12 protein-coding genes are annotated in these 13653 nt (G+C 34.3%); all 12 read right to left on the bottom strand.

What is annotated here, in order from left to right; translation table 11 throughout:
- Nucleotides 1–71: 71 nt before the first annotated feature.
- The 12 genes from JNUCC25_RS08365 to JNUCC25_RS08310 all read right to left on the bottom strand — a co-directional run bounded on the left by JNUCC25_RS08365 (nucleotide 72) and on the right by JNUCC25_RS08310 (nucleotide 13083).
- Complete coding sequence (locus JNUCC25_RS08365; protein WP_029324315.1) at nucleotides 72–509, bottom strand: NUDIX hydrolase; 438 nt, start codon at nucleotides 507–509, stop codon at nucleotides 72–74.
- Nucleotides 510–794: 285 nt separating this feature from the next.
- Entirely contained in the window at nucleotides 795–1259 is a 465-nt protein-coding gene (rpiB, locus tag JNUCC25_RS08360; protein WP_013056355.1) for a ribose 5-phosphate isomerase B, read from the bottom strand.
- A 75-nt stretch (nucleotides 1260–1334) separates the two neighbouring features.
- On the bottom strand, nucleotides 1335–1469 hold the full coding sequence (locus JNUCC25_RS08355) for a GapA-binding peptide SR1P (RefSeq protein WP_107917869.1): 135 nt from the start codon (nucleotides 1467–1469) through the stop codon (nucleotides 1335–1337).
- 114 nt (nucleotides 1470–1583) lie between these two features.
- Nucleotides 1584–2540 (bottom strand): 6-phosphofructokinase, encoded by a 957-nt coding sequence (gene pfkA / locus JNUCC25_RS08350; RefSeq protein WP_029324311.1) that lies wholly within the window; start codon nucleotides 2538–2540, stop codon nucleotides 1584–1586.
- Between the two features lie 106 nt (nucleotides 2541–2646).
- The gene (locus tag JNUCC25_RS08345; RefSeq protein ID WP_029324309.1) at nucleotides 2647–3978 is read right to left on the bottom strand and encodes an MFS transporter; all 1332 of its coding nucleotides are present in this window, start codon (nucleotides 3976–3978) and stop codon (nucleotides 2647–2649) included.
- A gap of 712 nt (nucleotides 3979–4690) precedes the next feature.
- Nucleotides 4691–5401, bottom strand: coding sequence for a FadR/GntR family transcriptional regulator (locus tag JNUCC25_RS08340; RefSeq protein ID WP_025749192.1), 711 nt, complete (start codon nucleotides 5399–5401; stop codon nucleotides 4691–4693).
- 208 nt (nucleotides 5402–5609) lie between these two features.
- On the bottom strand, nucleotides 5610–6368 hold the full coding sequence (locus JNUCC25_RS08335; protein WP_013056351.1) for an SDR family NAD(P)-dependent oxidoreductase: 759 nt from the start codon (nucleotides 6366–6368) through the stop codon (nucleotides 5610–5612).
- A gap of 49 nt (nucleotides 6369–6417) precedes the next feature.
- Nucleotides 6418–7365, bottom strand: a complete 948-nt coding sequence (locus JNUCC25_RS08330; protein ID WP_029324306.1) for a transketolase family protein — start codon at nucleotides 7363–7365, stop codon at nucleotides 6418–6420.
- Nucleotides 7365–8216, bottom strand: coding sequence for a transketolase (locus JNUCC25_RS08325; protein ID WP_049787032.1), 852 nt, complete (start codon nucleotides 8214–8216; stop codon nucleotides 7365–7367). The genes JNUCC25_RS08330 and JNUCC25_RS08325 overlap by 1 nt, the downstream gene beginning before the upstream one ends.
- 313 nt (nucleotides 8217–8529) lie before the next feature.
- Entirely contained in the window at nucleotides 8530–9876 is a 1347-nt protein-coding gene (locus tag JNUCC25_RS08320) for an MFS transporter (RefSeq protein ID WP_025601767.1), read from the bottom strand.
- Between the two features lie 16 nt (nucleotides 9877–9892).
- A complete protein-coding gene (locus JNUCC25_RS08315; RefSeq protein ID WP_013056347.1) occupies nucleotides 9893–10477 on the bottom strand; it encodes a TetR/AcrR family transcriptional regulator in 585 nt (194 codons plus the stop codon).
- A gap of 92 nt (nucleotides 10478–10569) precedes the next feature.
- Nucleotides 10570–13083 carry a PEP/pyruvate-binding domain-containing protein gene (locus tag JNUCC25_RS08310; RefSeq protein ID WP_454223088.1) on the bottom strand — a complete coding sequence of 838 codons (2514 nt, stop codon included), beginning with the start codon at nucleotides 13081–13083 and terminating at the stop codon, nucleotides 10570–10572.
- Nucleotides 13084–13653: the final 570 nt, after the last annotated feature.

Below are 13653 nucleotides of genomic sequence, written 5' to 3'. Positions count from 1 at the left end.
GTTTTATGTAATATAAAATTACTTTTATTCCCTTTGATACCTGCATATTTCTCTTATTAATAAATTTAGAACTATAAAAGTAACTGATTAATGCAATCATCTTGATTTACAGCTAGTTTGGGAACAGCTTGAATAGGAACCCAATAATACGAAAAGATTAGTCCTGCATCTTCACCTTCAGAATTAACCTCATATTCCCAGTGTTCTGGAACTTCTTCGCTAACTGCTAAATGAAAAACATGTCGTTCATGATACTGACTTTTACCTTCATGATGATAAACATATGTTGTCAATTTTGTTACTGATAAAAACTCCATTAATCCAGATTCTTCTTTGACCTCCCTATATAAAGCTTCTTCAATTGTTTCTCCCTGTTCTACAGTACCTGCTGGAACTTGAACTCCTGCTTCTCGATAATCTTTGTGTTTGTAAACTAATAACTCTGTATGATGACCATTAAACCTAGTTATGTAAGCCATAACTTTTGTTATAATCGTTTTATCCTGCATATTCGCTTCCTCCTATATATAGATACTAACCGTACAGATTTCTTCATCAGCAAACAAACTTCTTTAACTCCCAAGAATAAATCAGGCATATTTTATTATATCTATTTTAATTGCAAAAATAATTAGTCTCAGTGTTGTCATAATAAGCTGCTTTTACGGAAGGTTAACTGGTATGAGAATTGGAATGGTTAGTTTCGCTATTCTGATAGGATATATAATCATCATATCAGTAAGTGAAATAATAGGAAGAGGCAAGAATCAAATTGATTCTTGCCTTTTCTGTCTTTATTTTCTTTCAAGAGAAGATTCTGATACATTTTCGTATTCTGTAATTTTACAGATGCGATTTTCATGACGGCCCCCGACAAATTGGGTTGTTAACCAAGTCTTCGTAATTTCGCGAGCTAAACCTGGTCCAATTACTCGTTCCCCCATAGCTAAAATGTTCGTATCGTTATGTTCACGCGTCATTTTAGCTGAAAAAACGTCATGAACGAGTGCGCAACGAATTCCTTTTACTTTGTTAGCGGCAATACTCATGCCAATTCCCGTACCGCAGATTAAAATTCCAAAATCGGCTTCTCCATTTGCTACTCTTTTGGCAACTGGAATCGCATAGTCCGGATAATCGACTGAACTGCTGCATTCACAGCCTAGATCTTCATATATTATGGACATTTCACCTAGCAGATTTATAATCTCTTTACGAATGTTTATTCCGCCATGATCTGAAGCAATTATGACTTTCATAAGATTACTCTCCTCGTTCAGCTATAGTCTTAATTAAAATTCTAATGATTTTTGGAGTCTCTTTTTACCGATACGTTATTTCCTAGAACAATCCTCAGAACACTTCCCGTACCATGTTTTAACCCCTTCAGAGTTGTCTACATTCTCAATAACTTTCCCACATACTTGACAAACGATAGTTCCCTGTTTTACATTAACCTGCTTATTCATGTCTATTTCCTCCTTTTTATTAGAAAAATTCGTTTGTATTCAAATACATTTCCTTAGAGACAAATTCGTTTTATCTCTATTTTGATAAATCATTGTATGTTAGAAAAGATATCCTTAAGCTAGAATGGTATCCAGTAAGCTGTATTTATCATCATTACTAGATAATTTCGAATGAACTTTTTCAATATCTACATTAATCAAGTCATTTTCTTTAATTCCTACGGCTCTACCAGAATACCCTTTTAGTAATAATTCTACTGCTGTAATCCCCATTTTACTTGCTAATATACGATCAAATGCGGATGGCTGCCCTCCTCTTTGAATGAAACCTAATATACTTGTCCTTACGCTAACATCTAATCGATCCTCAACATATTTTTGTAGGTCTTGAATATCGTACATTTTTTCAGTAATTAGAATTAGGTTATCTTTTTTGCCACTTTTAATTTTCTCGTTCAGTTTGGAACATATCTCTTCAAAACTTAATTTTCTTTCCGGTGTCGAGATAATTTCTCCTGCGCCTGCTAAAGCAGAGTACAGGGCTAAATCGCCGCAATATCTTCCCATTACTTCCACAATCGTCGTCTTTTCATGAGATAAATCTGTATCCTTAATTTTACCGAGGCACTCTAATATCGTATTTAAAGTAGTATCAAATCCAAGTGAATAATCTGTGTAAGATAAATCATTATCAATCGTTGCCGGTATACCAATGACATTTACACCTAATTCGTGTAATTTCTGTGTTCCTTTAAAAGAGCCTTCACCGCCGATTACTACTAAATGATTAATTCTATAATCCTTTAATATACTTAAGGCTTTTATTCTGCCCGACTCTTTCATAAATTCTGCGCAACGGGAGGTTTTTAAAAATGTCCCTCCTTTATCCGCAATGTAGTCTACATCCGTAGAGGTTAATCTATGAAGTTTACCTTCTATTAAACCTTGGTAACCACCCTCGATTCCCATTACCTCTATGTTATGATAATCAGCTGTTTTTACTACTGCTCTAATAGCAGCATTCATTCCTGGAGCGTCTCCGCCACTTGTTAAAACTCCTAGCTTCATCATTGCCATACACCCCTGTTATTCTTATCCATGTAAGAAAGTTGGCCGACAGCCTCTAGAAACTAATTGTCGGCCCCTCCTAGTAGTACAAATTTCTTTCAAACAAGAATCAACTAGTTTTTTCTAATCGATCGACTGTATTTTTTTTAATAGCTCTTCCTGATTGTTTTAATAAAAAAGCTACGATAAAGGACGCTACGAACATGCTAATACCTAGAAATGTCATACTAGCATTAAAAGATCCTGTTAGATCTTTGATGTATCCCACGATATATGGTCCGAAGAAACCGCCTAGATTACCAATACTATTGATAAGAGCGATGGCACCTGCAGCAGCAGCTTCCGTTAAGAAAGACGGTGGAATTGCCCAAAACGGAGAATATGCTCCGAACGCTCCGCAAAGACTGATCGTTAAGAATACAAATGATAAAACAATGTTCGTACTTGCAACGTAGCTACTAATAATCAATGCGACGCCGCTTGTTACTAAACAAGCAACTACGTGAAAGCGTCTTTCATTTTTCTTGTCAGAGTGGTTACTAACCAACATCATGGTTACCATTGCACAAACATACATTATTCCTAAAATCCACCCCATAGCATGTGTACTAAGAGAAGTAGTTTTAGATAACCCTTCTGAAATTGTCGGTAAAAACATGACGATGCCATAGTAGCCAACCATCCAGAAAAAGTATCCTAAAGATAGAGTTAATACGTCACGATCTTTTAAGGCCTGAGCAAATGTATAGTGTTTGGCTTCCTGTTTTTCTAACTTCTCTTTTGTTGTAACGTCGATTAACCATTTCTTCTCCTCGTTAGTTAACCATTTTACATCCTCAAGCTTATCGTCAAGATAGAAGAAACATATAATACCTAGGATTAAAGCTGGAATCGCTTCCAAAATGAAAAGCCACTGCCATCCAGCCATGTTTAACCAGTCAATACCTAATAAATAAGTAGAAAGAGGAGATCCTATTGCATTAGCACCAGGGATTGCAATCATAAATCCAGCAATTGCTTTTGCATGATGTTTTGTTTGATAAAAACCACTTAGATAAAAGACCATACAAGGATAAAAGCTAGCTTCAGCAACTCCTAAAAGAAATCTTGCTGTATAAAACTGCCATGGTGTTTGGATAAAAGCCATCAAAATAGCAATTACTGCCCATGTAATCATGATTCTACTAATCCATCTTCTAGCCCCAACCTTCGTCATCATAGCACTGCCAGGTACCTCTAAAAGAAAATAGCCAAGAAAGAAAATCCCTGCCCCTAATCCAAAAACAGCATTAGAAAAACCTAAATCTTCATTCATTTGTAATGCAGCAAACCCAATATTTACTCGATCAAGTATAGATATGGTAAAACATAAAAATAGAAATGGAATGAGCCTTAACGTTACTTTTTTAGTAGTTGAACGTTCTAAGTTAATTGGATCCAAAATAATTCCTCCCTGGGTTACCATCTTTCTCCTCTTCATGTTCTTCGGTCTTTGACCTGAGTATTTGCTCTAGGCTAATTGACAGAAAGAATTAAAAGTTTATATAAAAGATGATTGATCTATTTCTAAGTCTAAGTAAATCTAGTCCCTACTTCTGTAATCCCTTTCATATGGAAATATAAAAAAATGAAAAGCGAAGTATCCCCCTGTATTATTTATCCTTTAAAAAAGTAAGAACTATTAGAAAATATCATACACCAAAACCTTACTAGCGATATGAAAACACTATAAATCTACTTTCTAATTTCTATCCTAATAATCCAAAACATTTGTAATGCACAATAACGGTAAAAAACGCTTACATTTTCGAACCCTTCTGCTAATCTCTTCAAAAAATATCGAGCTGTAAAGAATGTAAAGAATAATGAATTTTAAGATTTACATTACCTCCGTTTTATAGATTTAGCTACTTGTATACTAAGTTACCTTACATAAACAGTGTACTTACATACCTATCAATTGTCAATATAATTATTAGATTAAATATTTTCTGAATTTTATTAAAAACGAAAAGAAATATACAGTTTGTTTGGAAAGAAAACACTGAATCTTGCCCATTTTATGCTGTCTTTTTAACAGCAAAAAGACAGCTACACTTTAGCTGCCTTTTGACTCTATATTTGGTATTAGTTTAATAAAAAATTAGTTGGAATTAAGCTTTCCAATAGCGATCATACAAATTTCGCATGTGAAAATTCATGATTCTCACAGCTTCTTCTTCATTATGTTGTTCAATTGCATTAATAAGTAATTTATGTTCATTAAAATTAACTTCTCGATAGTCAGGTCTAGTGACGGTTCGATCTCTTATAAACTTCCACATTTCCTGCTGTTTCATTGCATTGCTAATAGCTGCCATAATACTAATAAATAAATCATTATGAGAAGCCTTCGCTATGCCGTTATGTAGGGCTTCATCTGTTTCAGGTACATACACCCCTGCGTTCGTTTCTTCCTCCATCTTATCAATTGTTGCGCGCAGGTCCTTAATATCTTCTTCTGTAGCTCTCAAAGCTGCAAAACGTACAATAAGAGGCTCTATGTTCATTCTTGCTTCTACAATGTCTTCAGGGGAGGTAGATTCCGTTAAAAGTGTTGATTGAGAATTTTCAGCTTCTGTTTGAAACTCTTTAACGTATACACCTTCTCCTTGACGAGAATAAATAAAACCGTTCAATTCTAGGGCGCTAAGGGCTTGTCTAACAGGCACTCGGCTTACACCAAATTGTTCACACAACTCCCTTTCAGCAGGGAGCTTATCTCCTACTTGAAACGCTCCAGATTGAATTTCAGAAAGAATTTGATTATAAATTTGAATATATAATTTATTATTGGAAACTGGATTAAAACTAATGGAAATCACTTCTCTCTATAATTATTAACTCATTTTATTCATAATTAAGTAGACATAATTATTATATACTGTTCTATTTTTAGGGGCAACAAGCCTAGCATCTTCTAGCAAAAAAATCCTTATTTATGTAGTCAGTTTCTCATTTTACTAATGATTTTATCAATGAACAGCTATACAGGCATACCATAATGGCATGCCTGTATAACGAACCTGAATATTAATCCATATGTGAGCCACCGTTTATATCAATTTCTTCTCCTGTAATATAAGAAGCTTCTTTTGAAGCTAAAAAGGCAATTGTAGCCGCGATTTCTTTCACTTCACCTGGTCTACCCATAGGAATACTATCAATCACAGACTTTGCATCTTCTTCAGGAAGGGACTTCCAAATTTCTGTATTAACCAATCCAGGAGCTACACAGTTAACCGTAATGCCATCTAAGGCTACCTCGCGCGCTAAGTTCTTTGAAAAACCTAGCACTGCTGCCTTAGATGCCGAATAGTGAGGCCCCCCAAACACGCCTCCACCTCTTTTAGCTGAAACAGAAGACAGGCTTATAATTCGACCGTACTTTTGATCTTTCATTGTTTCTAATACTGCTTGCGTACATAGAAACAACCCAAACATATTGACGTTAAACACTCTCGTAATGTCTTCAAGCGTCATATCTTGAACGGTAACCTTTTGAGAAATCCCTGCATTATTAATTAAAATATCAATTCTACCGAATTCTTCAAGTGTTTTTTTAACCATCGCATCGCAAGAATCTTTACTTGTTACATTTAACTCTATTCCTAAGGCTTTGCCGCCCGCTTCTTTTATTTCATTTACTGTATCCTGAACACCATCAAAATTAATATCTGCTATAACAACAGCCGCTCCTTGCTCTGCAAGTGTCAGGGCGATTGTACGTCCAATACCTTTTTTGGAACCGCTACCAGTAATAATTGCTACTCTCTCTTTTAAATCAAACATATTATATTTCCCCCATCTTGTTAGCTTCTTCTATTTAATTTAGTTAGTCTTAAATCAGTTCTTTAGCTGTTTTAACAATATTTTCTACAGTAATTCCATTTAACTCTAATAGTTTTTCATAAGGCGCAGATTGTCCAAATTGATCCTGTACACCAATTCTTCGAACTGTACCTTTTCCTTCTTCCGCAACTACTTCACATACGGCGCTGCCAAGGCCATTTAGAATATTGTGATCTTCAACCGTAATGATTTTTCCGATATTTAAGCAGTCAACCACTGCTTCTCGATCTAAAGGCTTAATAGTATGCATGTCTAGTAATTTCACAGATATGCCTTGTTTCTCTAATTCTTTAGTTGCCTCTAAAGCGAGTCGTACTGTATCACCGTTGGCAATAATAGCGATGTCACTTCCATCTTTAATTTTCTTGGCTTTTCCAATTGTAAACTCTTCATTTTCATCGTAAATCATTGGAACCGTATCGCGGGTAAAACGAAGATATACAGGTCCGTACACTTTAGCAGCTTGTTCTACTAGTTTTCTAGTAGAATAATAGTCAGCTCCCATAATGACGGTCATATTTGGAACCGATCTTAATACTCCCATATCTTCTATAGCTTGATGACTTCCGCCATCATTAGCTGGCGTTAAACCGCCATGTGAACAAGCAATCTTTACATTTAAGTTAGGATAGCAGACTTCTTGTCTAATTTGTTCAAGCATTCTTAACGAACCAAAAACCGCGTAAGTGCTTACAAAAGGAATTTTACCAGTCGTAGCAAGTCCAGCTGCTAACCCAGCTGCATTTTGCTCTGCAATACCAACATTAATATGCTGGTCGGGTAATTGTTTGATAAAGTTTACTGTTTTACACGACTTTGCAATATCTACATCAATGACATAAATATTTTTATTTTCTTTCCCTAATTTTACGATTTCATCTCCAAAGGCTTCTCTCGTAGCTTTTTTTACTGTAAGATCTTTTTCTAGTATGCTCATTACCTTAAACCTCCTGCTACTTCTTCCATTGCTTGATGATATTGTTCTTCATTAGGAGCAACCCCGTGCCAATCAGCCACATCCTCCATGAACGAAACGCCTTTACCTTTTACCGTGTCACAGATGATACATTTTGGTCTTCCATTCTTCGCTACTCTTACTTCATCCAATGTTTCTACAATCTCTTCCATGGAGTGTCCATTAATTCGCTTTGTTTCAAAACCAAACGCATCAAATTTTTTCTCTAAATCTTGCAATGGCATAATTTCATCACAAAATCCATCGATTTGAAGTCTGTTATTATCTACAAATACAACTAAATTATCTAATTGGTACTTAACTGCTGTTTGAGCAGCTTCCCAAATTTGTCCTTCTTGACATTCTCCGTCTCCTACTAAAGAAAAAACTCTATAGTCTTTAAAATCTCGTTTCCCTGCGATTGCCATACCTACGCCACACGAAAGTCCTTGTCCTAGTGAGCCTGTTGAAATATCAATACCTTTGCACTTTTTCATATCTGGATGCCCTTGAAACGGAGAACCGTATTCTCTTAACGTGTATATCGTTTCATAGGGAACGAATCCTCGTAAAGCTAAAGCAGAATATTGAATGGGACAAACGTGACCTTTAGAAAGTACAAATCTATCACGATCTTCCCAGTTAGGGTTGTGCGGATCAACATTCATTTCTTTAAAATAAAGCGCTGCCATAATATCTGCTGCAGAAAGTGAACCTCCTGGATGGCCAGACTGTGCTCCATAAATCATTGTAAGAGCTGTTTTTCTTAATTGAATGGCTTTTTCTTTTAATTCTTCAATACTAATTTCTTTCATTTTAGTCACCTCATTAATTTATGACTTGCTGTTTTCTAAATGATATATTCATTAAAATATAATTCAGTATACTTAGGTAACTTGTATACTAAGTAGCTTTGTGACTTAAGTGTACATCTGAAATGTGAGTTCGTCAATAACAAGATTGAATTATTAGAATTTTTTTATTTAAAACAAGTCATTTTTGAAGGAACAGATGAATTCATCTGCCATTTTGTCTAAGATTTTTAAGCAAAAAAATAAGTACTGCTCCTATTTTAGAAGCAGTACTTATTTTTTATTGATTGATTAGTAACTGGTGTATATAACCAAAAGCTTTATCAAAAAACAACTATGCTTTTGCACTGGAATTATTGCTGCTTATCATGTCTTGGCTACCAGATTTAATGTTTTTAGCTACTAGTATACCTACTATCCCCGATACTCCTAAAATAATAAAGATGTAGTTATAGCTTGTAACGAGAGCAATAAGCGTGGATGAAACAATACTTCCGAAATAACGAAACGTTGAGTAAATGCCAGAGGCTGTACCAGATTGCTCTTTACTTACGGAGTCCAGCGAGGCAACCTGCATGCTTGTTAAACCTATTCCTGTAGAAAAACCTCCAATAATTAAAGCCACTATAAGAAAAAGAATAGATCCAACATTCTCTAAAGATAAAAAAAGAATATTAGAGACGATAATCATAGCAAAAGAAAATCCAATCACTTTTTTAGAACTAAACTTATTGTTTAATAATCCTCCTATCCAGCCGCTTAGAGACATTGAAATCGAGAAAACTGATAAAACAAGCCCTGTTTGCGCTGTAGATAAATGAAATTGAGACTTCATTAACAGAGGCATAATTAACAAAATCACATACATAACAAAATTGCTAAGCATAATAGATAAATTAGCGCTTGTAAAGGTGGAATTTTTAAATAAAGAAAAATCGATAATCGGGTTTTCTGTCGTATTTTCTCTTTTGATAAACAAGATTGTAGATAAAATAAATATTATTCCCATTATTAAAGCCTTAGTAAATTCTATACCGTGTGTCAACAAGATCAATAAAGAAATACTAATTGCTAAATAAATGGAGCCTTGAATATCTAAAGTGCTTGTTTGCTTTTTAACATTAAATTTAGGAATCATAACTATTCCACTGATTAAAGCTAAGAAAAGAAAAGGAACATTCACCCAGAATATAGCTTCCAAGTTGAAGTTTTCAAGCAGTACAGACCCTAGCAATGGTCCAATTGCAGCACCCAAGCCCATTCCCATTCCAAATACACCTAAAATTTTAGGAAGCCTCTCTTTTGGCACCACATATCTAATGATTGCTATAGTGTTTGGAGTAAGTAAAGCTCCTCCTACTGCCTGCAGTGATCGAAAGATAATAAGGGAAATGAGATTAGTTGAAAATATACAGCCTAAAGATGCTATAAGAAAGAACACTACGCCCCATAAATAGATATTTCTGTTTCCATATAGATCTCCTAGCTTTCCAGCGATAGGCTGAGTAACAGCCATTACAATTAAATAAATAGTTACTACCCACGAAATATTTGCAAGTGGTTCATTAAAATGAGCTGATATGGTTGATAGAGCAACGGCAATCATTGTCGAATTTATTGGTACAAGAAATGTCCCAATTAGTAATGAAATAATCAAGATAAGCTCTTTATGTTTACCCAAACATTATTGCCTCCTTTTAATGGAGAGAAATTCCTTTTATAAACGTTTTTATACTGTTTTTTATCATATTTTGATAATCTGCATGTAAGGCTTTGTCTCCAAAATTTAGTTTATACATAAAATATCCCCAATACGTACTTAGGAAAATCTCCGCTTGTGTACAGCAATCTAATTCTTTGATATATCCTTTCTTTTGCATTTCTTCAAAGTATTCTTTTAGTATTTCTTTCGTATCATTAATTTTTTTTAAAATTTCTTCGTGCGCCTGTGAGAAAATTAAAGGGTCCTTTAAAGCAATTGAAATCATGTCTCGGTTATTATCAAAGTCTTTTAGTAACAGGTAACCGAAATTCGTCAAATCTTTTTCAAGCTCCCATTCAATTGATTTATCAAAAATCTCAAGCGAAAAGCTTGTTGTTTTGACAATAGCTTGAATAATGCCTTCTTTATTGCCAAAGTGGCGAAAAACAGTTAATTCATTAACGCCAGCTTGTTCTGCAATTTCTCTAGTGGTAGTACCTTTATAGCCTTTTTCTTTAAGCAGTTCTATTGTAGCTTTTGTTATCTTCTTTTTTGTTTCATCTTTTTTCATGTTAATCATCCTTTATGCTTCCTGAATGTAAGTATTTACTTTCCATTAGGCAGTATATAAAGGAAAAAGAGCTGTTGTCAAATGGAAGCGAAGAGAATTATTTATTCATTTAAAAGCGTGACAATTCCATTCGTACCATCGACCATAACCATATCGCCATCCTTTAGCTTATCCGTACTTATTTTCGTACCAACCACTGCAGGAATTTCATATTCACGTGCAATTATTGCCGAATGAGAAAGAATACCTCCAGCGTCAGTAATAACAGCCCCCGCAGTCTGAAATAAAGTAGTCCAAAGTGGAGTAGTGGTCTTACATACTAAAACATCACCTTTTTCCAGCTTGGAAAATTCCTTCGTATTTGAAATGACTTTTACTTTTCCAGTATATGTTCCCGAGGAAGAGGCTAACCCTTTAATAGAATGTTCGCTGTTAGCGTCATTTTCCTCAATAGCTCCCATATATTTCTCAGCTTCTTTCAGCTGAGCTGGTTCAGGGACGCCGAAGTATTTAGGCAAATTAGACATTTTCTCATGTTCTGCGTGTTCTTTTTTACGTTTCTCAATTAATTCTGTCATGTCTACAGGATTTTCTAAAAGAGACTCTAGCTCATCAAGATATAAGAAGAAAATATCTTCTTTCACTAGAAAAACATGATGATGTACTAGTAAATTACCTAGCTTGAGTAGGAATAAACGGGCTTTTGCATCCAACATTGCATCGATATAAAAATGATGGTCATCTCTTATAACGGATGCATCTAATGCCCAATGATAATATTTTTTAAATTCTTCTTTATGTTGGCTATCCTCTATCTGCATCAATAATTCATTATAGTTCTGTTCACGTTTTTTGACCGTCTGTTTGAAATTCTCATCAAAGTTGTAACCGTCATTAACATATCCTTGAATAATCGATAATGCGTGAAGAGGATTCTCTAGCCAAGTTTCTCCTACAAAATCGTGACTTACAACGCTTCGATATCCATACTGTTTTAGAAAAGCATCTACTTCAGCCATAAAGCTTTTTGCTGCTTTATTTTCCTCTAATTTCTTTAATAAAGTTTCTGTGCATTCTTCTTGAAAGATCTTAGTAAGTTCCGCATCGCCTTTAACTGTTAAAGCAAGTCTAGAAAGCTGTTGATCCGTTTCCAACGATTTGTTCATTTTCCCGGTTAATAGCTCATAAACATCATGTCCGGATTTTTTATTTGTAAGGTTTTTATAGTATTCTTCAACTATAGTATTTAAAGACATTTGAGGCATAACAATGTCAAAATGCAAATCATATGCCGTTTTATAAAAATCAGTCAAACTTTGAAGAATCTCTTTTCCTCTCTGAAGGTTGAGATTTTCCCAGGTAGAGCTATCTAATTTGTCATAGTAAGGTAAAAATTGTTCCTTAATAATTTGATTCATTCGTTTTGTTAAGACTGGATAAATACTTTCCATTAATTCTTTATGTTCTCGGCTTCTCTTATCAGAATCTCCTTTAAAAGGCTCCGTTCTTGTGTAGATATGTCCTTTATACACTTTTAAATTAAGTCTATTAAATATAAAGTTTAACTTTTGAAAACTAGAAGCTGTTCCTTCAGAAAATGCCGGAATAATAAATGAAGCGTACAAAGGACTAACAGCATGAGAAAAACTTGTGTCATTTAAAATCCAAAACTCTTCCATATCCTCGAAATTTAAAGATATATCTTTTTGGAAAGGAGTTAATTCTTTGGCCTCTGTTAACGTGGTAATCGCTCTTGCCTGTAATAGATATACTTGATTGTCTTGAATACCAAACTCTATGTCTACGGGATGTTGGTAAAGAGCTTCTACTTCTTTTGTTATTTCGGCCAATTCAATGATTTTCTCGTCTGTTAAACAAAACTTTTGCTGCTCATCTTCCGTTGTTTCGATTTCTTCAACGCCTTCAACAAGTGGAATTATTTTTACTTCCTTTAGCCCTTTTTCTTTCTCTATCTCAAAGGTTTGTTTATTAACCAGGTAAACATCAGGTGTTACTAAGCCCGATACGATTGCTTCTCCTAGTCCATAGCTGGCATTAATCATCATTTCTTTTGTATTATGAGTGACGGGGTTTTGACTGAATATGACTCCCGATGTTTCGGACTCAATTAACCCTTGAACAACAACTGCCATTGAAGCTTCATCAAAATCAGCATACATATTTTGAGTATATTGTTCGACTCTTTCAGTAAAAAATGAGGCCCAGCACGCTTTCACTTTACTCAAAAAATCCTCGGTACTTTTCACATTAAGATAGGTTTCATACTGGCCAGCAAAAGATGCGCCTTCTAAATCTTCAGCACTGGATGATGAACGAACAGCTACTGACGTATAAGAGCACTTTAGGTTTCGAAATGCCTCTACGAGATCCGATTCAATTTCAATAGGAATTTCCCCGTGTAAAATTCTCTCATGTATATTATCTGTTTGACGATCAATCTCATTCCATTCGATATATCGCTTTAAAGCTTCCGTTTGAATAACAAACCCATCTGGAATCGGTAAATTTTTTCTTTTCATTTTTATAAGGTTTAAAGCTTTTGCTCCAACTTTTTCATTCGCCTCGTCCACCTTTTGAAAACTTAAACTATACATTAAAAATATTCATCCTCCTACAAAACAATTTTAAAATGTAAGTAATTACTTACTTTATATTTATTTTAATTCTTTTAAATTTTTATGGTCAATAAAAAGTGGTAAAACATTTAAAAAATGCATATTTAGTTGTGCTTTATTTTAATTTCACTTAAATAATATTCCTCTTTTTTATTACATTTTTTAACTTTTATTAGTCTTTTTTATTATAAAGTCTAAATAGTTAACCAATTAAAAGGTTAATAAAAGAAATGCAAAAAACCCCATCTAAATTAAGATGGAGGTTTTCCTCTTTTAATAGTTGGGTTAACCATTATCTCCGAGTGCTTACAAGCTTCCACTGGCTGAGTGTCAATTTTATCTTATACCCTCTAATACATAAGTGAGCGCTATCAGATTTACGAATCATATGCGAAGTCATAATCAAAAATCTCCTTTCTCATAGAATTATTTTTAATATAAAACTATTTTGGAAATCTTAACCTAAGCATAGCTCAGTATTGTAAACCATTTATTAATGACAAGAAAAGATTATGTAAACATTTTAAATTGCAAGGGAACCGCTCATTA

This window comes from Priestia sp. JNUCC 25, from assembly GCF_053667915.1.
The sequence above is the reverse complement of the archived record's forward strand: the minus strand, read 5'-3'. Positions and strand labels throughout refer to the sequence as shown.

Excerpts from the sequence above, each read along its gene's own strand:
- JNUCC25_RS08365 (WP_029324315.1), bottom strand. The coding sequence starts at position 509 with ATGCAGGATAAAACGATTATAACAAAAGTTATGGCTTACATAACTAGG.
- rpiB (WP_013056355.1), bottom strand. The coding sequence starts at position 1,259 with ATGAAAGTCATAATTGCTTCAGATCATGGCGGAATAAACATTCGTAAA.
- JNUCC25_RS08355 (WP_107917869.1), bottom strand. The coding sequence starts at position 1,469 with ATGAATAAGCAGGTTAATGTAAAACAGGGAACTATCGTTTGTCAAGTA.
- pfkA (WP_029324311.1), bottom strand. The coding sequence starts at position 2,540 with ATGATGAAGCTAGGAGTTTTAACAAGTGGCGGAGACGCTCCAGGAATG.
- JNUCC25_RS08335 (WP_013056351.1), bottom strand. The coding sequence starts at position 6,368 with ATGTTTGATTTAAAAGAGAGAGTAGCAATTATTACTGGTAGCGGTTCC.
- JNUCC25_RS08330 (WP_029324306.1), bottom strand. The coding sequence starts at position 7,365 with ATGAGCATACTAGAAAAAGATCTTACAGTAAAAAAAGCTACGAGAGAA.
- JNUCC25_RS08315 (WP_013056347.1), bottom strand. The coding sequence starts at position 10,477 with ATGATTAACATGAAAAAAGATGAAACAAAAAAGAAGATAACAAAAGCT.
- JNUCC25_RS08310 (WP_454223088.1), bottom strand. The coding sequence starts at position 13,083 with ATGTATAGTTTAAGTTTTCAAAAGGTGGACGAGGCGAATGAAAAAGTT.